Source organism: Bartonella sp. SD1336NMGDW (assembly GCF_042193565.1).
Lineage (GTDB): Bacteria > Pseudomonadota > Alphaproteobacteria > Rhizobiales > Rhizobiaceae > Bartonella > Bartonella grahamii.
The window spans coordinates 1-24,986 of sequence record NZ_JBHILW010000008.1 but is presented as its reverse complement, the minus strand read 5'-3'; the positions used below and the strand labels follow the sequence as shown (position 1 = coordinate 24,986).

26 protein-coding genes, 1 tRNA gene and 1 pseudogene are annotated in these 24,986 nt (G+C 36.1%); 14 read left to right on the top strand and 14 right to left on the bottom strand.

Annotated elements, in window-relative coordinates; genetic code table 11:
* Positions 1 to 86 precede the first annotated feature (86 nt).
* From ACFIKH_RS05905 to ACFIKH_RS05885, 5 genes are all read right to left on the bottom strand, one after another.
* Entirely contained in the window at positions 87 to 797 is a 711-nt protein-coding gene (locus ACFIKH_RS05905) for an ABC transporter ATP-binding protein (protein WP_375625763.1), read from the bottom strand.
* Positions 784 to 1,566, bottom strand: a complete 783-nt coding sequence (locus ACFIKH_RS05900) for an ABC transporter ATP-binding protein (RefSeq protein WP_375627339.1) — start codon at positions 1,564 to 1,566, stop codon at positions 784 to 786. The genes ACFIKH_RS05905 and ACFIKH_RS05900 overlap by 14 nt, the downstream gene beginning before the upstream one ends.
* Positions 1,563 to 2,621, bottom strand: coding sequence for a branched-chain amino acid ABC transporter permease (locus tag ACFIKH_RS05895; protein ID WP_375625767.1), 1,059 nt, complete (start codon positions 2,619 to 2,621; stop codon positions 1,563 to 1,565). The genes ACFIKH_RS05900 and ACFIKH_RS05895 overlap by 4 nt, the downstream gene beginning before the upstream one ends.
* Positions 2,621 to 3,697, bottom strand: coding sequence for a branched-chain amino acid ABC transporter permease (locus ACFIKH_RS05890; protein ID WP_375625769.1), 1,077 nt, complete (start codon positions 3,695 to 3,697; stop codon positions 2,621 to 2,623). The genes ACFIKH_RS05895 and ACFIKH_RS05890 overlap by 1 nt, the downstream gene beginning before the upstream one ends.
* Before the next feature lie 114 nt (positions 3,698 to 3,811).
* Entirely contained in the window at positions 3,812 to 4,945 is a 1,134-nt protein-coding gene (locus ACFIKH_RS05885; RefSeq protein ID WP_375627340.1) for an ABC transporter substrate-binding protein, read from the bottom strand.
* Between the two features lie 324 nt (positions 4,946 to 5,269).
* Here ACFIKH_RS05885 and ACFIKH_RS05880 point away from each other — a divergent pair, with 324 nt between their 5' ends.
* The 4 genes from ACFIKH_RS05880 (at position 5,270) to ACFIKH_RS05865 (ending at position 8,204) form a co-directional block, all read left to right on the top strand.
* Positions 5,270 to 5,845 carry a cold-shock protein gene (locus ACFIKH_RS05880; RefSeq protein WP_015856414.1) on the top strand — a complete coding sequence of 192 codons (576 nt, stop codon included), beginning with the start codon at positions 5,270 to 5,272 and terminating at the stop codon, positions 5,843 to 5,845.
* A gap of 251 nt (positions 5,846 to 6,096) precedes the next feature.
* Positions 6,097 to 6,609 carry a DUF192 domain-containing protein gene (locus ACFIKH_RS05875; protein ID WP_375627341.1) on the top strand — a complete coding sequence of 171 codons (513 nt, stop codon included), beginning with the start codon at positions 6,097 to 6,099 and terminating at the stop codon, positions 6,607 to 6,609.
* On the top strand, positions 6,606 to 7,379 hold the full coding sequence (locus ACFIKH_RS05870) for an alpha/beta fold hydrolase (protein ID WP_375627342.1): 774 nt from the start codon (positions 6,606 to 6,608) through the stop codon (positions 7,377 to 7,379). Before ACFIKH_RS05875 ends, ACFIKH_RS05870 begins: the two co-directional genes overlap by 4 nt.
* A 612-nt stretch (positions 7,380 to 7,991) precedes the next feature.
* On the top strand, positions 7,992 to 8,204 hold the full coding sequence (locus ACFIKH_RS05865) for a DUF3126 family protein (protein ID WP_375628388.1): 213 nt from the start codon (positions 7,992 to 7,994) through the stop codon (positions 8,202 to 8,204).
* A 42-nt stretch (positions 8,205 to 8,246) separates the two neighbouring features.
* On the opposite strand, the gene radC is transcribed toward ACFIKH_RS05865, so the two are convergent.
* From radC to sfsA, 3 genes are read right to left on the bottom strand one after another with little or no spacing between them, the layout of a single operon-like run.
* A complete protein-coding gene (radC, locus tag ACFIKH_RS05860; RefSeq protein ID WP_375651978.1) occupies positions 8,247 to 9,041 on the bottom strand; it encodes a DNA repair protein RadC in 795 nt (264 codons plus the stop codon).
* A 17-nt stretch (positions 9,042 to 9,058) separates the two neighbouring features.
* Entirely contained in the window at positions 9,059 to 9,889 is an 831-nt protein-coding gene (gene map, locus ACFIKH_RS05855; protein ID WP_375671174.1) for a type I methionyl aminopeptidase, read from the bottom strand.
* Positions 9,882 to 10,598, bottom strand: coding sequence for a DNA/RNA nuclease SfsA (sfsA, locus tag ACFIKH_RS05850; protein ID WP_375625781.1), 717 nt, complete (start codon positions 10,596 to 10,598; stop codon positions 9,882 to 9,884). Before sfsA ends, map begins: the two co-directional genes overlap by 8 nt.
* 284 nt (positions 10,599 to 10,882) lie before the next feature.
* Here sfsA and ACFIKH_RS05845 point away from each other — a divergent pair, with 284 nt between their 5' ends.
* The 4 genes from ACFIKH_RS05845 to ttcA all read left to right on the top strand — a co-directional run bounded on the left by ACFIKH_RS05845 (position 10,883) and on the right by ttcA (position 14,471).
* Positions 10,883 to 11,713 carry an RNA methyltransferase gene (locus ACFIKH_RS05845; protein WP_375625783.1) on the top strand — a complete coding sequence of 277 codons (831 nt, stop codon included), beginning with the start codon at positions 10,883 to 10,885 and terminating at the stop codon, positions 11,711 to 11,713.
* Positions 11,713 to 12,540, top strand: a complete 828-nt coding sequence (murI, locus tag ACFIKH_RS05840; protein WP_375651976.1) for a glutamate racemase — start codon at positions 11,713 to 11,715, stop codon at positions 12,538 to 12,540. The genes ACFIKH_RS05845 and murI overlap by 1 nt, the downstream gene beginning before the upstream one ends.
* Positions 12,541 to 12,710: 170 nt before the next feature.
* A complete protein-coding gene (gene rpsD / locus ACFIKH_RS05835) occupies positions 12,711 to 13,328 on the top strand; it encodes a 30S ribosomal protein S4 (protein ID WP_273722651.1) in 618 nt (205 codons plus the stop codon).
* A gap of 267 nt (positions 13,329 to 13,595) precedes the next feature.
* The gene (gene ttcA, locus ACFIKH_RS05830; RefSeq protein WP_375653745.1) at positions 13,596 to 14,471 is read left to right on the top strand and encodes a tRNA 2-thiocytidine(32) synthetase TtcA; all 876 of its coding nucleotides are present in this window, start codon (positions 13,596 to 13,598) and stop codon (positions 14,469 to 14,471) included.
* Between the two features lie 530 nt (positions 14,472 to 15,001).
* On the opposite strand, the gene rimO is transcribed toward ttcA, so the two are convergent.
* Both rimO and lexA read right to left on the bottom strand, forming a co-directional pair.
* Positions 15,002 to 16,315, bottom strand: coding sequence for a 30S ribosomal protein S12 methylthiotransferase RimO (gene rimO, locus ACFIKH_RS05825; protein ID WP_375625789.1), 1,314 nt, complete (start codon positions 16,313 to 16,315; stop codon positions 15,002 to 15,004).
* Positions 16,316 to 16,772: 457 nt separating this feature from the next.
* Positions 16,773 to 17,486, bottom strand: coding sequence for a transcriptional repressor LexA (gene lexA / locus ACFIKH_RS05820; protein ID WP_375625791.1), 714 nt, complete (start codon positions 17,484 to 17,486; stop codon positions 16,773 to 16,775).
* A gap of 949 nt (positions 17,487 to 18,435) precedes the next feature.
* On the opposite strand from lexA, the gene ACFIKH_RS05815 reads away from it, so the two are divergent.
* The 4 genes from ACFIKH_RS05815 (at position 18,436) to ACFIKH_RS05800 (ending at position 21,277) form a co-directional block, all read left to right on the top strand.
* Positions 18,436 to 18,511, top strand: a tRNA-Lys gene (locus tag ACFIKH_RS05815).
* Between the two features lie 554 nt (positions 18,512 to 19,065).
* Positions 19,066 to 19,965, top strand: coding sequence for a septal ring lytic transglycosylase RlpA family protein (locus tag ACFIKH_RS05810; protein WP_375627346.1), 900 nt, complete (start codon positions 19,066 to 19,068; stop codon positions 19,963 to 19,965).
* A 712-nt stretch (positions 19,966 to 20,677) separates the two neighbouring features.
* Positions 20,678 to 20,959, top strand: a complete 282-nt coding sequence (locus tag ACFIKH_RS05805; protein WP_375625915.1) for a type II toxin-antitoxin system RelE/ParE family toxin — start codon at positions 20,678 to 20,680, stop codon at positions 20,957 to 20,959.
* A gap of 18 nt (positions 20,960 to 20,977) precedes the next feature.
* Positions 20,978 to 21,277 (top strand): HigA family addiction module antitoxin, encoded by a 300-nt coding sequence (locus ACFIKH_RS05800; RefSeq protein WP_330168901.1) that lies wholly within the window; start codon positions 20,978 to 20,980, stop codon positions 21,275 to 21,277.
* Between the two features lie 56 nt (positions 21,278 to 21,333).
* Here the strand turns inward: ACFIKH_RS05800 and ACFIKH_RS05795 are convergent, their stop codons facing one another.
* The 4 genes and pseudogenes from ACFIKH_RS05795 to ACFIKH_RS05780 form a co-directional block, all read right to left on the bottom strand.
* The gene (locus tag ACFIKH_RS05795) at positions 21,334 to 22,374 is read right to left on the bottom strand and encodes a tyrosine-type recombinase/integrase (protein WP_375671172.1); all 1,041 of its coding nucleotides are present in this window, start codon (positions 22,372 to 22,374) and stop codon (positions 21,334 to 21,336) included.
* A 2-nt stretch (positions 22,375 to 22,376) separates the two neighbouring features.
* The gene (locus ACFIKH_RS05790) at positions 22,377 to 22,625 is read right to left on the bottom strand and encodes a hypothetical protein (RefSeq protein WP_015857131.1); all 249 of its coding nucleotides are present in this window, start codon (positions 22,623 to 22,625) and stop codon (positions 22,377 to 22,379) included.
* A gap of 179 nt (positions 22,626 to 22,804) precedes the next feature.
* Positions 22,805 to 23,140 (bottom strand): hypothetical protein, encoded by a 336-nt coding sequence (locus tag ACFIKH_RS05785; protein WP_375671170.1) that lies wholly within the window; start codon positions 23,138 to 23,140, stop codon positions 22,805 to 22,807.
* Positions 23,141 to 23,252: 112 nt separating this feature from the next.
* A pseudogene (locus tag ACFIKH_RS05780) lies at positions 23,253 to 23,609 on the bottom strand (YqaJ viral recombinase family protein); the annotation flags it as partial.
* Here ACFIKH_RS05780 and ACFIKH_RS05775 point away from each other — a divergent pair.
* Positions 23,601 to 24,467, top strand: coding sequence for a hypothetical protein (locus ACFIKH_RS05775; RefSeq protein WP_375671168.1), 867 nt, complete (start codon positions 23,601 to 23,603; stop codon positions 24,465 to 24,467). The pseudogene ACFIKH_RS05780 and the gene ACFIKH_RS05775 sit on opposite strands and share 9 nt — an antisense overlap.
* Positions 24,451 to 24,837, top strand: coding sequence for a hypothetical protein (locus ACFIKH_RS05770; protein WP_273754097.1), 387 nt, complete (start codon positions 24,451 to 24,453; stop codon positions 24,835 to 24,837). The genes ACFIKH_RS05775 and ACFIKH_RS05770 overlap by 17 nt, the downstream gene beginning before the upstream one ends.
* The last annotated feature ends 149 nt before the right edge of the window (positions 24,838 to 24,986 follow it).

Below are 24,986 nucleotides of genomic sequence, written 5' to 3'. Positions count from 1 at the left end.
TTCACAAAGGAGCATTTCTCATTGAGGATGAGAAATGCTTTTTTAAAAGGTGGAGGGATGAGCTATATTTCCTCAATTCGTAGTCTTTATCCACCAAGATAGGCTTCTTTAACACGCGAATCAGAGAGCATAGTTTTACCTTCACCGTGAAATAAAATATGTCCTACCTCTAAAATATAAGCATAGTCAGCTATAGAAAGCGCAGCAAATGCATTTTGTTCAATAAGAAGAACAGTTTTTCCCATCTCATTAATTTTTCGAATAATCGAAAAAATTTCTCGAACGAGAAGCGGTGCCAACCCCAACGATGGTTCATCTAATATGACCATATCAGGATTGCTCATGAGTGCACGGCCCACAGCAACCATCTGTTGTTCACCACCTGACATTGTTCCTCCTAACTGTTTTGCTCTTTCACGTAGACGCGGGAAAAGATCAAATATCCATTCAATATCACGGGAAATTCCCTGCTTATCGTGACGAATATAAGCGCCTAGATGAAGATTCTCTAAAACAGTGAGATGGGGCATGATACGGCGTCCTTCAGGACTTAGAGCAATACCTAATCGCAAAATCTCTTCTGGTGATTTTTTAATAATGGATTTGCCATTATAGGTAATTTTTCCATAAACAGAGCGATTAAGTCCTGTAATAGAACGTACGATACTGCTTTTTCCTGCACCATTGGCTCCAATTAAAGTGACAATACTGCCCCGCTTTATGGACATAGAAAGATTTTGGACAGCTTTAATGGCGCCATAATGAACGTAAAGATTTTTTATTTTAAGAATATCCATAAACATCTCCGCCAAGATAAGCTTCAATAACTTTAGGGTTATTACGAATTTCATCTGGTGTACCATTGGCAATGCAACAGCCATATTCCATAACCAAAATATGTTGGCAAAGCCCCATAACCACTTTCATATCGTGCTCAATAAGAAGAATTGTAAGATCAAAGTCTTTTTGCACTTTTGCTATGAATTTTCTAAGATCTTCACTTTCTTGTGGATTCATGCCAGCAACAGGTTCATCAAGAAGAAGCAATTTGGGCTTTGTGGCTAACGCGCGTGCAATTTCTAGACGTCGTTGCACACCATAAGGTAAAGCTGTTGCCGATTGATCAGCAAGGTGATCAAGTTGTAGCTGCTCAAGGAGTTCTAAGGAATTTTTATAAACTTCCTTCTTTTCTTTCATTGCCTTTGAAAAAAATAGAGCTGAAGAAAACCAAGGATATTTTTGTCGAACATGCGCTCCTACCATAACATTCTGCAAAACCGTTAACCCTGAGAAAAGACGAATATTTTGAAATGTTCTGGCAATATGGCGTCTACAGATAATATAAGGAGGCGCTCCAGAAATTTTTTGCTCATCAAAAAGAATGATGCCGCTTGTAGGAGCATAAAATCCAGAAATCATATTGAAAACTGTTGTTTTTCCAGCACCATTGGGACCAATTAATCCAGTAATACTTCCTCGTTTAATTGCCATATTAATATTATTTACAGCAACTAATCCGCCAAAACGCATTATAATATTATTGAGTGAAAGGATGGTGTCGTTCATAGCTTTCCCTCAGTATTAGAAAGCTTTTTGCGTGTCAAAAAGCTATAAATTCCATTCCATGAGAATTCTCGTTGTCCCATCAACCCTTTTCTCCAAAACAAGATAATTACCAGCAATAAAAGAGAAAAAACAACCATGCGAAGTCCTGGTGTTTCTGGAATATGTATAAAACCTAAGTCAAATGGACTTTCAATAATACGAAGCCATTCAAGCATAACTGTAATAATAATGCTGCCAATAATGCTTCCTGTAATTGAACCGAGACCACCAGCAACTACAATCATCAAAATATTAAAAGTTAGAAGAAAATTAAACATTTTGGGATCAATGGTTGAAATAAGAGCAGCCATTAATGCTCCACCTATACCTGCAAAAAACGCTCCAACAGTAAAAGAAAAACTACGGTAGAAAAAAGCGTTAATTCCCATAGTTTTCGCAGCAATTTCATCATCACGAATGGCACGTAATACGTTACCAGTATTGCTTTGCAGTAAAAGGACAATAAAGAGAACTGTAAATGCTAACCAACCATAGTTCCACCATAATGTTGCATTTTGAGGTATTCCCTTGATACCTAAAGAGCCATTTGTAAGCGATGTTGCGTTCGTAATGACAATGCGAATAATTTCTGCAAAACCCAATGTTGCAATTCCAAGATAATCACCACCAAGACGTAATATTGGTAAAGCAATCAATAAACCTACAACTGCAGCACATATACCACTTATAACAACAGCGACAAAAAAAGGTAATTGCAGATGATACAATGGTTCAGCGATAGGCTCCAGAATCCACATCATTTCTTTTTGTTCAGGGGAAAGAAGTAAAATTGCGCAAACATAAGCACCAATAGCCATAAATCCAGCATGTCCAAGAGAAAACATACCTGTGAAACCGTAAATCAAATTAAGCGAAATTGCCAATATCGCATTAATAGCAATCAGATTTATGACACGAAGCGTATAGTCATTAAAATGGCTATCAGCATAAAATAAAAAACCTATGAGAACTAAAACACTTATACAAGATAAAACAGTTGTCACTGACTTTGCCATTAGATCTTCTCCTGACTTTTTTTACCCATTAATCCTGTGGGCAATATCAATAAAATCAGAATCAATAAAATGAAAGCGAAGGCATCTCGATATCCAGATAGCGCGGGGAAAAATGCGATAATCATAATTTCAATAAATCCTAATAACAATCCTCCCAACATTGCTCCTGGTATCGAACCAATACCTCCGATAACAGCAGCGATAAATGCTTTGAGACCAGGAAGAACGCCCATATAAGGCTGAATTTGAGGATAACGTAAAGACCACATAATACCTGCTATAGCGGCAAGAGCTGAGCCTATTCCAAATGTAAATGCAATAACTTTATTGACAGACACACCCATCAAACGCGTCGTTTCAATATCATGGGAGATTGCACGCATAGCAAGACCCGGTTTTGTTTTATGGATAATCCATAACAGTAAAACAATAAGAATCAATGACACAACGGGAACGATCAGAGACATGGGAGCAATTCTAATGATACCATCTGCTCCTGATCCTAAATGCCATAAAAATGGTGTTACAAGAAAATCTGGTTGTTTTACACCTTTTGGAACACCACTAAAGAGTACAGTAGAAAGATTTTCAATAAAAAAAGAAACACCAATTGCACCGATAAGTGCCGAGATACGCGGAGCATGGCGTAGAGGTTTATAGGCAAGTTGATCAACAACAATACCCACTGCACTTGTAATAAAAATAGAAAAACAAAGAGCTAAAACCCAAATCGGGGTAAAAGCTTGTGGAGAAATTTTAAAATAATAAACAAAACCTAACGCAAGGATTAAAAAAACAGCAATCCAATAAATTGAAGGGCGCTTTTTAAACCCTATAAAGACCGAATAATAAATAAGAGCCGCGAGAAACAAAAGAAGGAGTGCTGCCCAAGCAGGCATAAAGCTAATTGTGGAAAAGAAAACAAAATATGCTCCTAGCATGAAGATATCACCGTGAGCAAAATTAATGAGTCTCAGTATACCGTAGACCATGGTGTAACCAATAGCGATAAGCCCATAAAGAGATCCCAATGCCAGTGCATTAAAAAAATACTGGATGAACATTTCAGTGCTCATCTCTCATCCTTCCACATTTGTTAATTTACATAGGATAACAAGAAATTTCTAAGTTTTTGGTTGAGAAAAAGATCCTCAACCAATTCTTGCATTTTAATAAGTAAAACTTTTTAATTAAAAAGCAGGTTTAACCTCTTCTAAATAAACACGTTTTCCATCCTGTATTTTAATGATACCAATAGGAATCTTAGGGTTATGATTTTCATCCATTGACATATCACCGAAGGGGGTTTGAAAATCTTTTAATTTGCTAAGAGCGATAGTAATTTTTTCACGATCAGCGCTACCAGCATTTTCAATAGCCTTCATGAACATCATATAACTCGTATATCCCAAAACAGAATTGATATTCGGCTCTTGGTCAGGATACTCTTTTTTCCATTCTGCTGTGAATTCTTGCGCAGCTACTGACATATTTGGCATATCCTCACTATAGGGAAGTGTCGTATGTAAGAAACCTTCTGAAGCTTTTCCTGCAATCGCAATGGTTTCTGGATTATCCATAGCATCTCCACCCATAATTTGAAACTTTGCTCCTAATTCTCGCGCTTGTTTCATAATGATAGCACCCTCAGAAAAGTAAGATGGAATGAATAAGATGTCAGGTTTTTGCGCGATAATTTGTGTAAGAACAGCTGAAAAATCCTGATCGCCGGAATTATAGTTTAAATTTGAGACAACTTCACCACCTAATTTTTTGAAAGCACGCATAAAGTAGCTTGCAAGACCAATGGCATAATCGTTTGAAATATCTTTGAGGATAGCTGCTTTTTTTGCGTGTAAAGTTTGACTTATATAAGTCGCGATTCCCACCCCTTGATAGGAATCAATAAAACAAGCGCGGAAATAATATTTTTTACCCTGTGTAACAAGAGGACTCGTTGAGGAAGTGGCAATGGTTGGAGTCTTTGCTTTTTCAGATATTTCACCACCTGCCAACGAAAGTGAGGAACCATAGCTACCAATGATTCCACTTACTTTTTCACTTGCTGTTAAACGCATAACAGCATTAGCCGCTTCTACTTTATCAGACTTATTATCAATAATAACAAGTTCCACTTTACGTCCTAAAATTTCTGGAATTTTTTTATGGGCTAATTCTATACCTCTAATTTCAAGCTGACCTCCAAATGCATTTTGACCACTTAATGGAAGATAAACACCAATTTTGATAGGTTCACTTGCATAAACATTTGCTGTAAATGCCATGAATGCTGTGATTGTCGTAAGGATTTTTTTCAATTGCATTGCGCATTTTCCTTAATTGAATTGTTGTTTTTTCACCTTATATTGAACTTCTTCATCATGCAAGTTACACATTTATGAAAATATCATTATGTAAAAAAACCTTTCATATAACCTCTTTTGTAGGGCACTCCTTGTAAGATATGTAAAGCTTACAATCAAATAGTTTTATAAATATTCATGTTGATATTCTCTGACATTAACATAGAAGACACGACAATATGGGGAAATCTTATCTTGGGGCTTGCGTGTTGATACAAGAGCAATGTTTACTTAAACCTAGAGAATCAATATCGTACAATTTATAAGCTACAGGATCACGTTATTATGACGAGTAAGGATGCATTAAAAGATTGTCCCCTATCTGAAGATAGTATAGGTGCTTGTGGGGAGATTATCGAAATCAGTGGTGTCATTAAGTGGTTTGATGGTAGTAAGGGATATGGATTTATTGTACCTGATTTACCTCATTTCCCCGATATATTATTGCATGTTACGGTAATGCGAAGAGATGGTTTTCAAACAGCTTTGGAGGGAGCTAAAGTTATTTGTGCTGTGGAAAAAACTGAAAGAGGGTTAAAGTGCGTTCAGGTGAAATCCATAGATTGTTCTTCAGCAATTCATCCATCAGAAGTTCCAGCCCGTACCCATGTTGTTGTTACTCCAGAAAGTGGACTAGAACGTGCAATTGTTAAATGGTTTAATCGTGACAAAGGATACGGTTTTCTTAGTCGTGGGCAAGGAACAGAAGATATTTTTATTCATATGGAAACGTTGCGCCGTTTTGGTTTAGCAGAGCTTCGTTCTGGCCAAGTTGTTCTTGTACGTTTTGGTAAAGGAGAAAAAGGTTTAATGACAGCAGAGATTTATCCGGATATAGGCATTCCTTTAGCGACACATTGAATTTCACGAATGAAAACAGTATGTTTTCTATGTTTTTAAAGGTGGTTATTCCGTAAATTGCTATAGGGTAGGTTTTTAAAGAGAATATGACTCTAGTGAATCCATAAACCAAATGGAGAAAGTTGCGCATATTACGTTGAAAGAAAATAGAAAACAACAAGGAAGCAATCCTCTTATTTTTTTGACTTTTAAACTCTGGTACTTTTTATTTTAGAAACAAAATTTTAAATTTTTCTGTGGTGGAGACAAGAATGTTAAAGCCTTTTAAAAAGCGGTATATTGTTTTACTGGTAATGCTTTTTATGTTAGAAATGCGTGTTGTTGTAGCAAAAAAGCCCATAGAAATTCCTGTTCATCCGATTCCTTTAGAAATACATACAAAGCAAGGTACGGTTTTTTATAAGGTAGAGGTTGCTTTTACGCCGTCTCAAGCAGCAGCTGGTTTAATGTATCGGACTGATTTTCCACGCGATCGTGCAATGCTCTTTAAGCAGCTAAAAAGTTCTCAATCGGGAGATGAACAGAAAATTTTTATGTGGATGGCAAATACGCCTTTACCTTTAGATATGATTTTCTTAAACTCTGAGGGAATTATTGTATCGATTATTGAAAACACTTCTCCATTTTCGACAAATACCATTTCATCAGAAGTTCCTGCAGCTTTTGCACTTGAGATCAACGCTGGTGAAGTTTCTGAAAAAAAGATACAAAAAGGGCAACGTGTTATTCATCCTGTACTTTGTGGGAAGTGCAATAAAAAATGACCGCTGAAGATATTCGTTTTTTTGAATATAATGGTTTGCGATTTGCTTATCGAGAAGAAGGGCAGGGCGCACCTGTTTTGTTGATCCATGGTTTTGGATCTTCTGCACGAGTGAATTGGTATGCAACAGGTTGGTTTCGCATTCTCACTGAAGCAGGATATCGTGTTATTGCTCTTGATAATCGCGGTCACGGAGATTCAGTTAAAAGTTATGATCCTGTCTTTTATACACCTCAAGCTATGGCTGGTGACGCAATAAAGTTACTACAGCATTTAGAGATATCTAAAGCCCATGTTATGGGATATTCTATGGGGGCTCGTATTAGTGCTTTCATGGCTCTTTTGCATCCAACATATGTACACAGTGTTATTTTTGGTGGTTTAGGTATTGGTATGGTAACGGGAGCGGGAAATTGGGAGCCTGTTGCTGAGGCACTTTTAGCAGAAGATATTTCTACCATTACCAATACGCGCGGTTTAATGTTCCGTAAATTTGCAGATCAAACGAAAAGCGATAGGCGTGCTCTTGCTGCTTGTATCATTACATCAAAACAGGAGTTAACGGCGTCTGAAGTTTACAAAATTAAGCAACCTGCACTTGTTGCCGTTGGTTCATTAGATGAAATTGGCGGTGCTGCAGAGCCATTAGCAGCTTTATTGCCTTGTGGTGAAGCTTTATCAATTCCTGGTCGAGATCATATGCTTGCTGTAGGCGATAAAGTTTATAAAAAAGGTGTTATAGATTTTCTTTCTCGTTATCCTATAAGATAAGCATTCTTCATAGTTTTTAGCATTTACAAAAATACTCAGTATTTTTATCTCGTATAAATTGAAAAAAGCTTATTTAAAAATTTTTCTGTTGTGACATAAGTTTTATAAAAAACGGGAAGAAAAATAAACTCTTATTAGCTTATTTTGTATATTTTTTAGAGATGTAATTTTTCTAAGGTTAGATAATTATACTTTAAAAGTTATTAAAAAGAATTATTTTTGAATGATGTAATAATATTTTTTGCTAAAAAATGTAGTTTTAAATAAAAAAAATATTGTTATTTTTATTTTTTATAAAAGGAAAAAATTAGAAATTATTGATCAATTTTTCTTACGAATATGCATTCTAAACGCAGATGCTAAAATTGGAAATAAAGTAAAATTATTAAAAATATACAGTTTTTTGCCATTTTTTAATCTATACGGGTATATTTAATAATGATAGACCTTTTGTAAAATTTCTTTATGAATGTATAAAGAACGTTGTAGATATATGTAATATTAAGTAAATGCTTAGATTAAGATTTTTTACTGACTTTACAGAATCATGGGAGTGTCTTATTTGCGCGACACGCAATTATTTTAGTCGTTTCAAAAAAACAGGAGAGCATAGTGAATGCTGATGAAATAAAAAAACTTGATAATTATTTAAAAAATATATTCCAAAACTCAGCATTGCAAGTCAGAGCACGGCCTAAAAAGAGTGATTCTTGTGAGGTTTATGTGGGAGATGAGTTTTTAGGCATTATCTATCGAGATGAAGATGAAGATGAGCTCTCCTATAATTTCTCAATGGCTATATTAGATATTGATTTAGAAAAATGATTCGTTATTCATAGTTAAATGAATCTTTTTATCCCATAAGATTTATATAAGTTTTAACGCTTTAAAGCTCGTATGGTTATTTCGTGCAATAATAAGATGGTCATGGATAATAATGCCTAATGCATTTGCTGCATCTTTTAATCTATATGTCATTGTTATATCTGCATCAGAGGGGGTGGAATCGCCAGAGGGGTGATTGTGGACTAAGATAAGTCCTGATGCAGATAACTCTAAAGCTCGAGAAATAACTTCACGAGGATAAACAGGGGTATGATCAATGGTTCCAGTTTGTTGCACCTCATCAGCAAGTAAGCCGTTTTTCTTATCAAGAAACAAAATACGAAATTGTTCACGTGTTTCGTGAGCCATAACAGCTTTACAATAAGCTAACACTTTATCCCATGATGAAAAGATATCGCGTTTAAACAATTGCGCACGAGCAAGACGTCCAGCAACATCTGAAATAATTTTTAAATCAATTGCAGTGGCAGGACCACATCCTGGAATTTCTTGAAGTCGGTGAATATCTGCTCCCAACACATCAGCTAATGAACCAAAGCGCGCTATCAAATTTTTAGCTATGGGTTTTGTGTTTGCACGGGGTATTGTGCGAAAAAGCAATAATTCAAGATATTCATAATCTTCGATTGCATTTCCTTTTGACTTTAAATAGCGCTTCCGAAGACGCTCACGATGTCCTTGATAATGTTTATGAAGCTGTGCGTTTTTCTGGGGGTCTTCACTTTTTCTTTCTGATACTGGGGTGAGTGGAGAACTCGATGTTAATGCAAACTGATCACTTTGAGTATTTTCCTTTTGATTTAATTTTTTAGCCATAACATCTCTACATTGCGTTAGGTATGCGAATTTGGAATATAAAAAATATTTTTAGGAGATTGTGTAAATATTTCATACCCTTCATTTGTGACACCAATTGTATGTTCATATTGTGCTGTCAGAGAGCGGTCACGGGTAACAGCAGTCCAACCGTCAGATAAAATCTTAACTTGTGGTTTACCAAGGTTAATCATGGGTTCAATTGTAAACATCATACCTTGTTTTAATTCTATTCCTTCTCCAGGGTTTCCATAATGGAGGATATTGGGAGCATCATGAAAAAGCTGGCCGATACCATGTCCGCAAAAATCTCTCACAATTGAACAGCGTTCAGATTCTGCATACTGTTGAATGGCTGCCCCAATATCACCTGTCGTTGCTCCAGGCTTAACGACAGCGATTCCTTTCATAAGACTTTCATAGGTTATTTTTAGCAGGCGTTCTGCAGCACGCCTGATTTTCCCAACAGGATACATTCGGCTTGAATCCCCATGCCACCCATCAAGGATAAAGGTTACATCCACATTCACAATATCGCCTTCTTGCAAGGGTCTTTTATTGGGAATGCCATGACAGACAACGTGATTGATAGATGTACAGCATGAATGGCTGTATCCATGATAATTTAGATCAGCAGGAAGTGCTCCTCGCTTAGCACCAAAAATGAATACAAAATCATCAATTTCTTGCGTAGTAACGCCTGGCTTAATAATATCCGTAAGCGCATCAAGGCATTCTGCAGCAATACGACCAACTTCACGCATTTTAGCAAAAGCATAATCATCGAAAATGCGGATTTTTCCATTAAATTTTAAAGGGCTTTTATTATATTCGATATACTCAGTCATTGTTTCTTCTATTTTCTATTTTTACTCTCTGAATCGGAAAAATGCCTTCTACACTTACGTGACACTTTACAGCATAACATTCTACTCCTGATTTTAATGCTAAATCAAATTTACGTCCATAGAGTGGATCAAGATCATGACAGATTGTAAAAGCTGCGCAATCTTCTCGTTGAATAATATAAAGCATAGCAGCTCTTTTTCCTTGTTGTACAACTCCTATGAGTTCATCAAGGTGACGTGCTCCACGTTTTGTTTTACTATCAGGAAATTCTGCTAATCCTTTTTGACGAATAAAATGAACATTTTTGACTTCTAGGTAACAGTCAGGAAGAATGTCATCACGTAAAAGAAAGTCAATTCGTGATTGTGTTCCATAGCGTTGTTCTTTTAAAATTGTTTTATATCCACTTAATTCTGGTAGTAATCCGTTTTGAATTGCTTCTAATGCAAGTTTATTGGGTAAAGCAGTATTAATGCCAACCAAAGTATTATCGGCTTCAATAATTTCTAATTGATAGGCATATTTTCGTTTGATGTTATTATGATATGAAAGCCAGATATTGGAGTTGAAAGCTGTTAATCCAAGCATTGATCCTGTATTAGGTACAGACACGGTGAGGACATGCTGATCATCTTGTTGAACATCCGCAAGGAAACGTTTATAACGACGGATAAGCTTTGCAGGAAAAAGTTTGGGAATAAAGTGCATATCCCTTTTTTAGGATTTATGATTTCATAATTCAACTGAGATTATGATTTGTAGGAGCTATTCCTTATAAAAAAGATAAAATTGATGTAAAAAAGGCTACGATATCCTATATAAATTGTTATAAATTCCATCGTTCACTTTAATGGCTTTTAAAATTTATTATCTTTGAGTGAAAAGATAACATTGTCTATAATTTATTATTAAACAGCATTAGAGTACTGTGAAGAAGGTTTCGTAAAAAATAGTGGAGAGGGAGATAGTTTAAGTGAAACTAGGTAAGATTGATGGCTGGAACGAATAAGAATCGTGAAAATTTAACAAATGGTCCCATTATTATTTTAGTTGAACCGCAGCTTCCTGAAAACATTGGTATGGTCGCAAGGGCAATGGCAAATTTTGGGCTTTCTAAGCTTCGGTTAGTCAAACCTCGAGAAATGTTTCCAAATGAAAAAGCTATAGCTGCTGCAAGTAAAGCTGATCATGTCATTAACAACACTGTGATTTTTAATACATTGCGTGATTCAATTGCAGATTTACACTATGTTTTTGCCACAACAGCACGTGAAAGATGCGGATTTAAAACTGTAAAAAGTGCTGTCGAAGCAGCAAACGTATTACGTCAGCGTGAAAGTATCGGACATAAGACAGGTATTGTCTTTGGAAGAGAGAGATGGGGATTAGAAAATGATGAAATCAGCCTTGTTGATGAAATTATTACTTTTCCAGTTAATCCTGCTTTTGCGTCACTTAATATTGCGCAAGCGGTTCTTTTGATGTCTTACGAATGGATGAAAACAGGTCTAGAGAATGTCAGTGATACGGCATTTCGTGCCGCAGAGATGGAACCTGCAAATAAAACAATATTTCATGGTTTTTTATCTCAGTTAGAAGAGGCTTTGAATATCCGTGGGTATTTTAGACCCCTTGAGCGCAAAGAAGTAATGCTTGCAAATTTGCGCTCTGTTTTTACGCGCGCTAACTTTAGTGAACCTGAGGTTCGTTTATTACGAGGCATTATATCTTCTTTGGATCATTTTTCGCCACAATATCCACGGGGGAGTAGAGCACCTGAAGAGCGTGATCGTAAAAAAAATAAAAATAAGTGTGAAAATTAATGGATGAACGACCTGTTCTTTTTTTTGATAGCGGTATTGGTGGTTTAACAGTGTTCAGGGAAGCACGTATTCTTATCCCTGAAATGCAGTTTATCTATGTTGCTGATGATGCAGGATTTCCTTATGGAAATTGGAAAGAAAATATTTTGAAAGAGCGTATTTTAAAGATTTTTACAAATCTCTTAACACGCTACAATCCAGCCTTATGTGTGATTGCTTGCAACACCGTTTCTACACTGATGATGGCAGATTTACGACAGAATTTTCCTCATGTCCCTTTTGTAGGAACGGTTCCTGCAATTAAATCAGCTGCTGAACAAACAAAATCTGGTTTTATTTCCGTATTAGCTACTCCTGGAACAGTTAAACGTGCCTATACAAATGAATTAATTAACTCTTTTGCTGGACAGTGTCATGTTCAGCTTGTGGGAAGTAAAAAACTGGCTGGATTTGCTGAAGATTATTTACGGGGAAAATCTATCGATTCAGAAGAGTTAAGAAAAGAAATCCTGCCATGTTTTGTGGAAAAAAATGGACAATATACTGATGTTATTGTTTTAGCCTGCACACATTATCCTTTTTTGATTAACTTCTTTCGTGAACATGCTTTATGGTCCGTTGAGTGGATTGATCCGGCGAAAGCGATTGCCAAACATATCAGATCATTATTACCACTGTCGGAAAAAGTACACGATCAATATATAAAGAAATATCAAGATTTTGCGTTGTTAACATCGAAAAATATCACTTCTTTAACGGAGAATTTGTTTAAAGGATTTGGCTTAAAACTCATGAAAGGAGTTGACTTTGGGTTACGAGACCAATAATGATGATCTAGCTGTTTTTTCAAGAAAATAGCATTAATTGACGTGTCCCGTGGATAACTTTGCATATTAATATGTTAAGGTATTCTGTCAGTCTTTAGTATTTAAAGGCAGAGGAGGGCGCGTTTCCTTGGGGTCTTGAGATCTCGTGTTTTATTTTATAAGGAAATGCGATGAGTAAACGCGAAACAACAAAGTATAAAATTGACCGTCGTATGGGAGAAAATATTTGGGGGCGTCCGAAATCTCCTGTCAATCGTCGTGATTATGGTCCAGGTCAGCATGGACAGCGTCGTAAAGGAAAACTTTCTGACTATGGGGTGCAGTTGCGCGCTAAACAGAAATTGAAAGGGTTTTATGGAGATATTTCAGAAAAACAATTTCATAAAACCTATGAAGAGGCTGCTCGTCGACGGGGTGATACTGGTGAAAATCTTATCGGTCTGTTAGAATCACGTTTGGATGCTGTTGTTTATCGTGCAAAATTCGTGCCTACGATTTTCGCTTCTCGCCAATTTATCAATCACGGTCATGTTAATGTAAATGGTCGGCGCACAAATATTCAATCTTATCGTTGTAAACCTGGTGATGTTATTGAGGTTCGGGAAAAATCAAAACAACTTGTTTTAGTTTTAGAATCAGTGCAATTGGCAGAACGTGATGTCCCTGATTATATTGAAGCAGATCATAAACAGATGAAAGCAACCTTTACGCGTATTCCTGCTTTTGCAGATGTTCCTTATGCTGTGCAAATGGAACCTAATTTGGTTGTTGAATTTTATTCTCGATAATTTTTCTGCAAGAGAAGTTGTTTTTCTCTTCTATTATTATAACTTCAAAATATTGTGTTGTTTTTACAATCTTTGAAGTTAATAAGTACTTTTTGTGAATGGTTCTATATTAAGTTTATTGCTATGTTTTATAGCCATAAACTTATATAGTTCCATTTCTTTTTTGTGTATCTAATTTATGAATTCAAAAAACATAAATGTAAGCTTGCTTTAATATTTGTTTTTATCTTTGCAAAACAAGCTGTTACTTATGCAGGATATAGTATTATGAATGATATTTCCGTTGAATATCAGGCAATAGAAGAAAACGAAGGGAGAGATGATCCTTTAATAAGCGAAGCAGATAGTTGTCATCCAATGTTTCGTGTTGCTCCTTCAAGCGTAGAATTTAATAAATTGCGCAAACGACTTTTGCGTCATATGCGACAAGCTTTGGATGATTTTTCTATGCTCTCTACAGGAAAAAAATGGCTTGTTGCTTTATCGGGTGGAAAAGACTCTTATGGTTTATTAGCGCTTCTTTTAGACTTAAAATGGCGAGGGATTTTATCCGTTGAAATTCTTGCCTGTAATCTTGATCAAGGGCAACCAGGATTCCCTAAGCATATTCTTCCAGACTTTTTAAGTTCTTATAAAATTCCATATCGTATTGAATATCAGGATACTTATTCCATTGTTACAGATAAATTGGCAGAGTCGCAGACATATTGTTCACTTTGTTCTCGATTACGACGTGGTAATCTCTATCGTATTGCACGTGAAGAGGGATGTTCTGCATTAGTTTTAGGTCATCATCGTGATGATGTTTTAGAAACATTTTTTATGAATTTGTTTCACGGTGGCCGATTAGCTGCCATGCCTGGAAAAATTAAAAATGATGAAGGAGATCTTTTTGTGTTACGTCCTCTTGTTTATGCAGCTGAGGAGGATATGGAAAAATTTTCTCAAGCAATGCAATTTCCGATTATTCCTTGTAATCTTTGCGGTAGTCAAGATGGTTTACAACGTAATGCAATGAAAGAAATGCTGAAAAATATCGAAAGGAAAATGCCAGGACGTAAAGATACGATGATTCGCGCTTTAACAAATGTACGCCCAAGTCATTTGCTTGATAAGAAATTCTTTGATTTTAAGACCTGTTAATAAAGATTAGATATTTAAAAAATAAGTTCAAAGAGTTTAAGATAAGATACTTATTTATAATGATAATTTATTTTTTTCATTTAAATACCGTAAGATTGTTTTGTTTCAAATTCTCTTATATTGCATCCATAAAAAACATCCGCCTGCATATCACAAAGGAAATTTTTGTGTGCATAAAACACTATTGAAAAAAGTTTCCTTTCACTTATTAATAACTGTCGCAATATGAAAAATGGGAAAATAGTACGATTGTCGATTTGCTCTTTTGTTAAGTAAAAATGGTGAACCTTGTGGATTTTATTCTTTTGCGCCGCCGTCATCGTCGTTTAAGGCTCATTTAAGGCATTAAATTAAGAGAATATATAACTGCTTGGTATTAGTGTATAGAAACATTCAGGGTAACGATTGCTCGTGAATTCTTATGAAGTGAGTTACATAAGTGATCAAGTTCGATTGTGAGTAGCTGATCTTTTTATAAACCAATGCCGATAGAAATCTTCATCATTGAGGACAGGGAAGAAGTTAAATTTTCAAACTGCTACACCATAAAGATCATAGGCATCCGACTGTTCAATTTTAACGCTGACAAATTCACCAACACGCAACGGGCGTCGTGATGATATATGGACAACACCATCTATTTCTGGAGCATCATATTGACTACGACCTTTGGCAACTTTTCCTTGACTTTCATCGATAAGCACTTGGAGTCTTTTTCCAATTTTTTTCTTTAAAAGATGTGTGGAAATTTGTTGTTGTTTTGCCATAAAACGATGCCAGCGATTTTCTTTCACCTCTTCAGGAATATTTTCTAATCCCAAATCATTTGCGGCGGCTCCTTTTACTTCTTCATATTTAAAGCACCCAGCGCGTTCAATTTTTGCTTCTTCTAACCATTCTAACAGGATATTAAAATCTTCATTCGTTTCACCAGGAAAACCAACAATAAATGTTGATCGCAAAGCAAGATCTGGACATATTTTTCGCCATTTTTCAATTCTACGGTTTGTTTTTTCTATGAGTGCAGGACGCTTCATATGACGCAAAACAGCTGGTGATGCATGCTGAAAAGGAATATCCAGATAAGGAAGAATTTTTTTTGCAGCCATAAGTTCGATAACTTCATCAACATGGGGATAAGGATAAACGTAATGCATACGTATCCAAATACCCATATCGCCTAGTTCGCGACAAAGATCAAAGAATTTTGTTTTGATTGTACGATCTTTCCAAGAATTTTCGAGATATTTAAGATCAATACCATAAGCACTTGTATCTTGTGAAATAACTAAAAGTTCTTTTACACCCGCTTGCACGAGTTTTTCAGCTTCACGAAGAACATCGCTGATGGGACGTGAAGTGAGATCACCACGCAGAGTAGGGATGATACAAAAACTACACTGGTTAGAGCATCCTTCAGAAATCTTTAAGTAGGCGTAATGGCGAGGTGTTAAACGAATACCTTGGGGAGGAACTAAATCAAGAAAAGGATCATGAACAGGAGGAATTGCTGTATGAACAGCTTCTATAACACTTTCATAAGCTTGCGGTTTTGTAATAGCCAATACATTAGGATACGTTTGGCGAATAACATCAGGATCAGCACCAAGACACCCTGTTACAATAACTTTTCCATTTTTTTTGAGAGCTTCATCAATATTGGCTAATGATTCTCTCCTTGCCGAGTCAAGAAAGCCACAGGTATTCACAATAACGACATCAGCTCCTTGATGTTGACGTGAAATTTCATACCCTTCAGAGCGAAGGCGTGTAATAATTCGCTCAGAATCTACGAGTGCTTTTGGGCATCCGAGGGAGACAAAACTAATACGAGGTGCTACCATGATGATCCTACAATTACTATGAATGATTGAGTTAGGCTTTTTATAACTTAAAAATAATGTTCTTTATTTTTATACCTATGCAATACAATCTGTTACAAAGTTATTTGATTTTTTTCTACAAAATTTTATGTATTTTTATGCATGCATACAATTTTATCTTATTATATCGTAAAATTCTTTTATTGAGGACGATGATATAAGGCTGCTTCCTTCAAAGCATTCAAGTTCTTTTATAAAGTACGTGGTGAATATTTTAAAGCTTACTTGTCACGCCTTGCGTAAGTGAAGGACATGGAGGGAAGGGAAAATGAAACCCGCTCGATAAGGATCTGAATTGTTTATAGACCGAATTGGGGCATCCTTTGGCCGTGGAGAGGAAATCAACTGCGTGTGGCGCAATAAAAAATACTCAACAGCTTCTTATTGCGATATCTATCGCGTACTATAAGGTTTATTTTTAATATTTGCGAATAAGTCCGGTAAGTTTACCTTGTATTTCTACACGCTCGGATTCGTATGTACGTGCTTCATAATGAGGATTTGCGGCTTCTAATGCAATAGAAGCGCCTTTGCGTCGATAACGTTTTAATGTGGCTTCTTTTTTATCAATAAACGCAACAATAATTTCACCTGTTATTGCTGTATTTTGACGTTTCACAATGATCGTATCTTTATCAAGGATACCAGCCTCCATCATAGAATTATCTTTAACTTCTAATGCGTAGTGCTCACCTGTATTAACCATATTGCGTGGGAGAGAAAGAGTGTTTATTTGTTGTAGTATAGCAGAGGCGGGCACGCTCGCAGAAATACGTCCCATGATAGGAATGGTGATATTTTTTTTTTCTTCTTCATCAAAGTTGTCAAGGTTACTCAAGCTTTTTGATATTTCCCTTTTATTTCTTTCTATCATATTGGGAGAAATTTTACGTGCTAAAGAAAGATTAAATGTTATTTTCTCAGGGAGTCGAATCACTTCCACTGCACGAGCGCGATTGGGTAAACGACGTATAAACCCTCGTTGTTCTAAGGCTATAATGAGCTTATGAATACCAGACTTTGAAGAAAGTTCTAATGCATTTTTCATTTCTTCAAAAGAAGGAGGAACACCTGTTTCTTTTATATGGTTATGAATAAACAAGAGTAGCTCATATTGTTTACATGTTAGCATTCAATATTCCAATCAAAATAATAAAAAAGGAGTAAAGTAAAAATACATGTATATATAACACTTTTACAAATTTTTCTCGCAAAATCAAAATTATTTTATTTATTTTTGATCTTATAATTTAAGTTAATGAAGCAATACATTTATTTATAGACATATTTAAATTATTATTTATATAAAACTTACTTTAATCATTTTATAAAATTATTATTTATATATTATATATCTACATTAATATTAAACAATGTATAAAAGTACTCTATAGCTGTGACTGAATTATCCAACACTAAATTTTTGCTTCATGTCTGCTTTATTCTATAGAATAAATTGGCTTTCGTTATATATTCATTATGCATGAATAAAAATCACACCCTCAAAATGCAATTGTTTCTCATTATCCCATTTTCAGGTCTAACGTGCCAACCGCTATATACTATTTTACTGAACCCTAATGTTGCGATAATTTTTAGTTATTGAAAGGAGGCATAAAAGGTATTTTCATTTATTTTTTATAGTTTTATTCTCTCACTTGTATCGGTCAAAAAAATGCTTTTTATTGTTTCAAGATAAACAGATTTGAAATGAGAGAATCTCACAGTATTTGAGATCTCTCACTCAAGTGAGAAAATGATATTACAGTAAAAAGTATTTTTCTTCTCTATCCATTATGCTCAACAAGCCATGTGAGGGAAGGGGTAATTTCTTATAATTTTAGCGCTTCGAATCTATGCAATATTTCGCAGTGAAATTGTTCCTTGATTGAAACTTCAAAAAGAAGATTAAAGAGTACCTATACAATGATGAAAAAAGGGAGGGAAAACGGAAAATTATTGATAACTGAAGAAAATAATAATATTTTTCTTCAAAAGGTGTTGACCAAATGAAAAGTCAACCGTATGTTCCCTTCACTTTCTGCAAATTAGATAGTCTCCAAACTAGATAGCTTGTGTGAGAGCGCGTAGCTCAGCTGGTAGAGCAACTGACTTTTAATCAGTAGGTCCAGGGTTCGAATCCCTGCGCGCTCACCAACTTTAAATAATATCAATAGACTATACAAAAATTTAAGAATCTTTCTTGTTTTGATTCTTTTTGGGGTTTCTTATTGATTCTATAGCCAGTCATTTTCTATCAGATATTTTGGAATAGAGCGATGCTATGCTGTCTCCTGTCCAACAACAAAGAGCTTTAAGCTTACGATACGGTTGTACCTATGTTGGCAGCACATGTGGTTGCTCCTTTTCTCAATCTATAGATTGATTTTTTTATACCTACTGCATTACATGATTCGCAAAACAAGTTGCTAAAATCACCACTTATTCACAGTTTATATTATGAAATGACTTTTCTATAAGATGTTGATTTATTTATTTTTTATTCTTTTTAACATCTACTATAGTACATTTATTTCTTACGAAAATCATAAAAAGGTTAACAATGTGTTAATTTCTTGATAAAAGGGACAAATTCAAGAGTGGTATATGCGCGAGGGAAATCATTTAAAAACGTAAATTCTTCCGTCGCGTACAAAAAGCGTGACGTGGTTTTTACAGTAGTACTTAACAGAAATAAGTGGACTGAATAGATGCCTTCAAATAGAAAAAAGAAATTTACTTTTATTATTAAACCAACACTTCAATTGTTTTCTATGATCGTCATTTCTCAGTCACTGGTATCTTGTTGCGCAAGCCAAACTATGAATTTTTCAATAAAAGATTCCTATCATAATAAACCAATTGACGTGAACACTTCTGTCCTACCTCAACAAGTATCCAATAAGAAGAAACAATCGGAAGAAAAAAAGCGTGGACGAGCTGTTGTTGGTAAACCTTATCAAATAAAAGGAAAGTGGTATTATCCTCAAAATGATCCGACTTATAAACGTGTTGGCGAAGCATCATGGTATGGTTCAGATTTTCATGGACGTTTAACTGCCAACGGTGAAATTTATGACATGAATCTTTTGACTGCTGCTCATCCTACAATGCCTTTACCTAGCTATGCTCGTGTTACTAATTTGAAAAATGGATCTTCAATCATTGTTAGAGTGAATGATCGCGGACCTTTTATGAAAGACAGAATCATTGATTTATCAAGGCAAGCTGCGGCAATACTGGGGTATGTAGATAGGGGGGTCGCAGATGTTAAAGTAGAATATATTGCTGAAGCACCCGTTGGCTATTATGATGGTGCATATTTAATGGCCTCTTATACTCCTGGAAATGCTGCCTCATATTCATTGGCGTCAGAAAATGCTTTGAAAAAAAGAGAAACTGTTTTGTTAAAAGAGAAGCGCAATACAGGAAACAAAGAAGAATTAGCTAAAGCAGCTGCTGTTGAACAGGAACAACGTAATAAAACTGTTGCAGTTAAATTGCCAGAAATTGGTCCTATCATGGTTGATAAGCCGATGCCATTCGATCAAGTTGCTTCTATAAATAAGCTAAACAAAAAAACAAAGGTCAATTGGCTACAGCTGTTTTAAGAAAAAATGCGTTGATTTTTTATCTATATAATTCTCTAGTAAAAAAGATAAGAACTTACGGATTTATTAGTGGAAGGTTTTCATCTTAAAGCGCGTTATCCTTTTAAAAAAGCGTGGTTGGGTGCTATTATAAATTCAGTACGTCCTTTCCACTCCATTGCTGATCTATTGGTCGTTTTATGATATTGCTTGCTTAATAAAGCGCCTACTTTTCTTGCTGTAATAGCTTTTGCTAGACGAGGGTAGATTATTGTATCGGGTCTGTTTGTGTAATTTCCAAAGCAACTATACAATCAATTTGAGAGGAATAAAAAGCTTAAAAAGTAAAAAAATATTTTCTTTTGATTCGTTTTTGCAGCTTTCCAAAGCATCCACGGTAATATCTTATGAAGAGATTATGCATTACCTCATGCTTTTGTTTATCGTATTCTTTAATGGAGTAAGTCCCCTCACGAAAAACAGAGCGTCTCAAACAAAATACACTTACATTGCCAATTCACGTACTCCCAGCTAATATTTAATCAAATCAATAGGTTATATAAAAGTTCGGGAGTTTTGATTCCGTTGATTCTTTTAACTTATTTTCTACCTATCCCTAACTTTTTTATAGCTTATACCCAATCATTTTATCTAGATAACTGGATTTGCTAGCAGGGCGCTTGACTCTTATTTTTATTGATCGTATAGTGACGATATACGATAAGGGGCGGTAATCGCAATTGTGAGTTTCAAACATAAGAGCTTAAAATTATTTTATACAACGGGTTCCACAAAAGCTATTCGACCAAATCGCGTAAAAAAATTACGCGTTATCTTGACAGCTTTAACAAGTGCTACGACGCCTGAAATGTTGAAAGCGCCTGCCTTTAAAATGCATCCTCTTAAAGGTGAACTTACGGGATATTATTCCATATGGGTGAATGGAAATTGGCGTGTTACTTTTCGCTTTATAGGAACAGATGTGGAGCTTGTTGATTATCAAGATTACCATTGATGAAAGGAACGAAAACAAATGATGCATAACCCCGCACATCCGGGCGAAGTTCTAAAAGTAGCTTTCTTAGAAGAAATGGGGATAACAATACAAAAGTTAGCTGATCATCTCCATATGACAAGAGCTTCTCTATCAAGAGTGATTAACGGACATGCCTCTATGAGTACCGAACTTGCAGTGAAATTAGAACTAGCTGGTTTTAGTAAAGCAAAATTTTGGCTGGATATGCAAACGAATTATAATTTATGGCAAACAATGCAACAGACACAACCACCTATCTCTCCTCTGGTTTCTGATGCACCTCAAACGCCGCATTAATTTCATTCATAATTTTGACGGGGCTTTGGTTTGTTTTTTAGCAGCCACTCATTGTCCTAACTTTTTTGAAGTTTTTTGATTGCTTCTATTGCAAGTCGTTTTCTATCGGCTGTTTTGGTATAAAGGGATGCCATTTTATCTTCTGTCCAGCCAAAAAGCGCTTTCATTTGCGAAACTGTCGCACCAGCATTGGCTGCACGTGTTGCTGCTAATTTTCGTAATCCGTGCGCTGATTTTTTAATACCTGCTGCATTACATGCTTCACGAAAGAGGTTGCCAAAACTTTCTTTGACAAGCTTATTTCCACCTTTACCACAAATAAATGTTTCATCTCCAATAGGTCCAATTTTAAGTGTTTCCTCTAGTTCTGGTAAAATAGGAAGAAAAACATCTGTTTTAAATTGGCTCTTTTCTGTTTTTAAATGAATAATATTATCTGTTGTGATATCTTTCCAGCCGATACCAACGGCATCACCACGACGCAAGCCTGTATAAAGAAGAACATCAATCCAGACGCGTTCATGTGTACCATGTGACCAACGGTGATAATATTTGTCTATGTCCTCTTCTAGCCATGGCAGTAATCCCTCACTGTTTAAAGATTTTGGTGCTTTTATATTAAAGGCAGGATTTCTATTTAAAAGGGCATTATCAACCGCCCAATTAAAGAGACCGTTTAAAGAGGTCAAAAAATGTTTTGCAGCCGCGGGGGTCTCTCGCCTTCTATCTACGGCTTCAAGAATGTGTTGTTTGTTTATGCTTTTATATGCACGATCACCGATATGTTTAGAAACATTATTCAGAATTCGATATCTAACTTTTTTAGTAGATTCTGATTGATTATGCCATTGCATGCTTTGTAAATACTGATGCAACAACCAATCTAAAGACCCTTCTGTAAGTCTGGTACGCCTCTTTGTTTTGGAGGAGCCATTTTGTGCTTGCTTAATAGCCAGCGTATAATTATCAGCAAACTCTTGCGTTCCATAGGTTCCTTCAATCCGAAACCGTGGTCCATGACCAATACGTACATACCATATAACTTTACCATGGCGTGTACGTTCACGAACAAGATGCGGTGGACGGCGTTTTGGCATGGCTAAAACTTTATACCGTCGACAGAGGGGCAGCTTTTGCTGGTCTCGTAGTCTTCTTGTTCATTTTCAAGCGGTGGAAAATCGTCAATGCTATAAGTATTATCTGTCGTTGTTGGTGTTATGGTTTTATTGATATGAATTAATAATTCCCCTGTAGGTTTGATTTCTATGAGTTCACATCCTTGTTTTTTAGCTTCTCTTAAAGCACGAGCAATAGCTGGTTGCGTGATAGTAGGTGGGCGGTGTGGCATGTTTATTCCCCTTCATTTTAGATGTAATTCACTCGTGGCGTGAATCACGCTTGTGTTAAAATGATTGTTTGTGTTGCTAGAAAGGAACGTCGTCCCCTGTTAAGTTTTCTGTCTTTTCTTTGTAAACAATTTTGTAATCGGCATAAATTTTTACGTCGCCATAAATTCTTGGATCACCATCAATAATTGCATATTTGTAAATTTGTGCGTCCCCCAAAATATCCCCCATATACTTTTGCGTTATCATAAACTTGTGCATTGCCATAAACGCGTGCAAAATAAGCAACTTTCGCGTTATCAAACACTTTAGCGCTGTCGTAAACTTCGGCACCACAATAAACCATAGCTTCATCACTAACCCAACAGTTGGCTTCATGACTTAGGTTGTCCTCATCCTCTATAAAGCCCCCAAGGTTACCTTTCTTGACGCCACCAAAATCTCTTAATGCTCTAATTCGGTGAAGCGTAAATCCATCAACCTCTGTTGTTTCATCAGTCAATTCATATTTTCTCATCTGGTTTGTTTCCTTGATTTGCGCACAATCCACCCGTAGCGTAAATCATGCATTACTTAAAAGTTGTTAGGAAAGGGCGGGGGTGCTGGGAGGAGAGAGCACCCCCATAGGTTTAATCAGCTTTTGTCAAAATCTTGTGCATCTCTTGTTCTATTTCCCCTAAAAAGATTTCGACCGCTTTATTGATCTCTTCAATGTGTTTCTCATCACGGTTGATGCGTTTGATTTTCATTCTCAAACCAGTAGATTTGCCTACAAAGTTTGGATTATAGCTTACGAAATCACACCACTTTTGTCCTGTACAAGCCATTTGGAATTGCATCTGTGCGTGATATTCTGGCTTGATTTCGTCACCTATAAAAAAACGAAGATGAGTCATTGATTGTGGACATTTGACTTCGATTAAACCGTCCTCTCCAATGAACCCATCAGGACTTGCACCAGCCATTTCCATTTTTGGGTGTGGAATACGCGCGTTGAAGAAGAGCTAAACGATTTTGCTGATAAAAAAGAGCACATATCGCAAGTTCGTAGTGAGGCTGGTAAAAAAGGTGCACAAGCAAAAAATAATACAAAACAACATGTTAATAATTTTGCTGAAGCAAACGCTAAGCAAAATCAAGCTATAAAGAACCAGAATAAGAATATATATAAAAAAACTAAAACTATCGTTTTAGCAAAAAAAGAAATTGGTTCTGAAAGTTTAGAAACAAACGAACAGGTTGACGAGCCAACAGAGGTTGCTGCTGTTGAGACCACATCAGAGCAAATCGAAACCTCATCAGACAACCAACCTCCCATTCACGAGCAAGAGAACGTTCCCAAAAAAGCAAAACGAGCGCAAGCTGATCGCGGTTGTCGATTGCCTGCGGATTTTGAACCCGATTACGATTTTGCCATTGCAGAGGGTTTGCCTCCAGAGCGCGTCAAAGTCGAAATTGCAAAGTTTCGAGATTATTGGCGTTCAAAAGCCGGAGCAAATGCAACCAAAATCGATTGGCAAACAACATGGCGTAACTGGGTACGCAGGGCTATCGAGGGTTTAGAAAAAACGAAAAACAAGAACAACAATGGTGGAAACAATGGAAACTTTTCAAAAGATCAAAGAACTCGTGGTAGTACCGGAGAGACAATCCGTAATCTTATCGGTGCAACACAGCTTAGTGACGCCTCTACAAGATACCGTGCAACAGATAGAGCAATGTGTAACTCTGGAGTTCCCATGGACCTTGAGAAATGGCATTCAATTGACAGAAACCCTAGAGAAACAAGCTTTAGAAGCTTATCAGACTGTTCAAAACTTACTTACCGTGAAAGCGTCTGTTGAAGACATAGCAGAGGCTCTTGATGTGCTTGAAGGTGGTTTGACAATGCAAAAAGTTTCAAATGTAGAAGCGCGTGCAAAGGCTTATATCGCAGCTCTTAACGGCATTTCACTCTGGTCTTTATTGCAAGCTGTTAAAAATCTTATACGTGGTGAAGCAAAAGGCATGTCCACAACATTTGTGCCCTCATGCGCTGATCTAGCGCAGTATTGTCGTGATTTAGAAAGCAGGCTTTATGGTGTTGCTGAGAGAGTTTTTACAGCAGTTGAAAATACGCGTAACCTAGCCTTAGGAGGCAAGCGCATTTCATTCATGAGAATAGGCAAGCCTAGTGAAGAGTGTCATGACAGTAGCAATTCTAAAGCGGCTTAAAACAGCAAACTAGTGAAAAGTGCTGATCATTTTACGATTAGGCATGTATTTAAATCGATAAAAAGGTACCGTAGGAAATAAATATGTTTACAGATAAGCAGCTAAGAGCCTTGTTTGGCATTATAACTTTTATATTTTTATGTTTTTTA

Bases quoted from the DNA above. Each gene is read 5' to 3' on its own strand.
- lexA (WP_375625791.1), bottom strand. From the start codon at position 17,486: ATGCTAACATGTAAACAATATGAGCTACTCTTGTTTATTCATAACCAT.
- ACFIKH_RS05875 (WP_375627341.1), top strand. From the start codon at position 6,097: ATGTTAAAGCCTTTTAAAAAGCGGTATATTGTTTTACTGGTAATGCTT.
- murI (WP_375651976.1), top strand. From the start codon at position 11,713: ATGGATGAACGACCTGTTCTTTTTTTTGATAGCGGTATTGGTGGTTTA.
- ACFIKH_RS05795 (WP_375671172.1), bottom strand. From the start codon at position 22,374: ATGCCAAAACGCCGTCCACCGCATCTTGTTCGTGAACGTACACGCCAT.
- ACFIKH_RS05900 (WP_375627339.1), bottom strand. From the start codon at position 1,566: ATGAACGACACCATCCTTTCACTCAATAATATTATAATGCGTTTTGGC.
- map (WP_375671174.1), bottom strand. From the start codon at position 9,889: ATGACTGAGTATATCGAATATAATAAAAGCCCTTTAAAATTTAATGGA.
- ttcA (WP_375653745.1), top strand. From the start codon at position 13,596: ATGAATGATATTTCCGTTGAATATCAGGCAATAGAAGAAAACGAAGGG.
- ACFIKH_RS05880 (WP_015856414.1), top strand. From the start codon at position 5,270: ATGACGAGTAAGGATGCATTAAAAGATTGTCCCCTATCTGAAGATAGT.
- ACFIKH_RS05905 (WP_375625763.1), bottom strand. From the start codon at position 797: ATGGATATTCTTAAAATAAAAAATCTTTACGTTCATTATGGCGCCATT.
- ACFIKH_RS05845 (WP_375625783.1), top strand. From the start codon at position 10,883: ATGGCTGGAACGAATAAGAATCGTGAAAATTTAACAAATGGTCCCATT.
- rimO (WP_375625789.1), bottom strand. From the start codon at position 16,315: ATGGTAGCACCTCGTATTAGTTTTGTCTCCCTCGGATGCCCAAAAGCA.
- ACFIKH_RS05785 (WP_375671170.1), bottom strand. From the start codon at position 23,140: ATGAGAAAATATGAATTGACTGATGAAACAACAGAGGTTGATGGATTT.
- ACFIKH_RS05895 (WP_375625767.1), bottom strand. From the start codon at position 2,621: ATGGCAAAGTCAGTGACAACTGTTTTATCTTGTATAAGTGTTTTAGTT.
- sfsA (WP_375625781.1), bottom strand. From the start codon at position 10,598: ATGCACTTTATTCCCAAACTTTTTCCTGCAAAGCTTATCCGTCGTTAT.
- ACFIKH_RS05790 (WP_015857131.1), bottom strand. From the start codon at position 22,625: ATGCCACACCGCCCACCTACTATCACGCAACCAGCTATTGCTCGTGCT.
- ACFIKH_RS05885 (WP_375627340.1), bottom strand. From the start codon at position 4,945: ATGCAATTGAAAAAAATCCTTACGACAATCACAGCATTCATGGCATTT.
- ACFIKH_RS05870 (WP_375627342.1), top strand. From the start codon at position 6,606: ATGACCGCTGAAGATATTCGTTTTTTTGAATATAATGGTTTGCGATTT.
- rpsD (WP_273722651.1), top strand. From the start codon at position 12,711: ATGAGTAAACGCGAAACAACAAAGTATAAAATTGACCGTCGTATGGGA.
- ACFIKH_RS05890 (WP_375625769.1), bottom strand. From the start codon at position 3,697: ATGAGCACTGAAATGTTCATCCAGTATTTTTTTAATGCACTGGCATTG.
- radC (WP_375651978.1), bottom strand. From the start codon at position 9,041: ATGGCTAAAAAATTAAATCAAAAGGAAAATACTCAAAGTGATCAGTTT.
- ACFIKH_RS05800 (WP_330168901.1), top strand. From the start codon at position 20,978: ATGATGCATAACCCCGCACATCCGGGCGAAGTTCTAAAAGTAGCTTTC.
- ACFIKH_RS05810 (WP_375627346.1), top strand. From the start codon at position 19,066: ATGCCTTCAAATAGAAAAAAGAAATTTACTTTTATTATTAAACCAACA.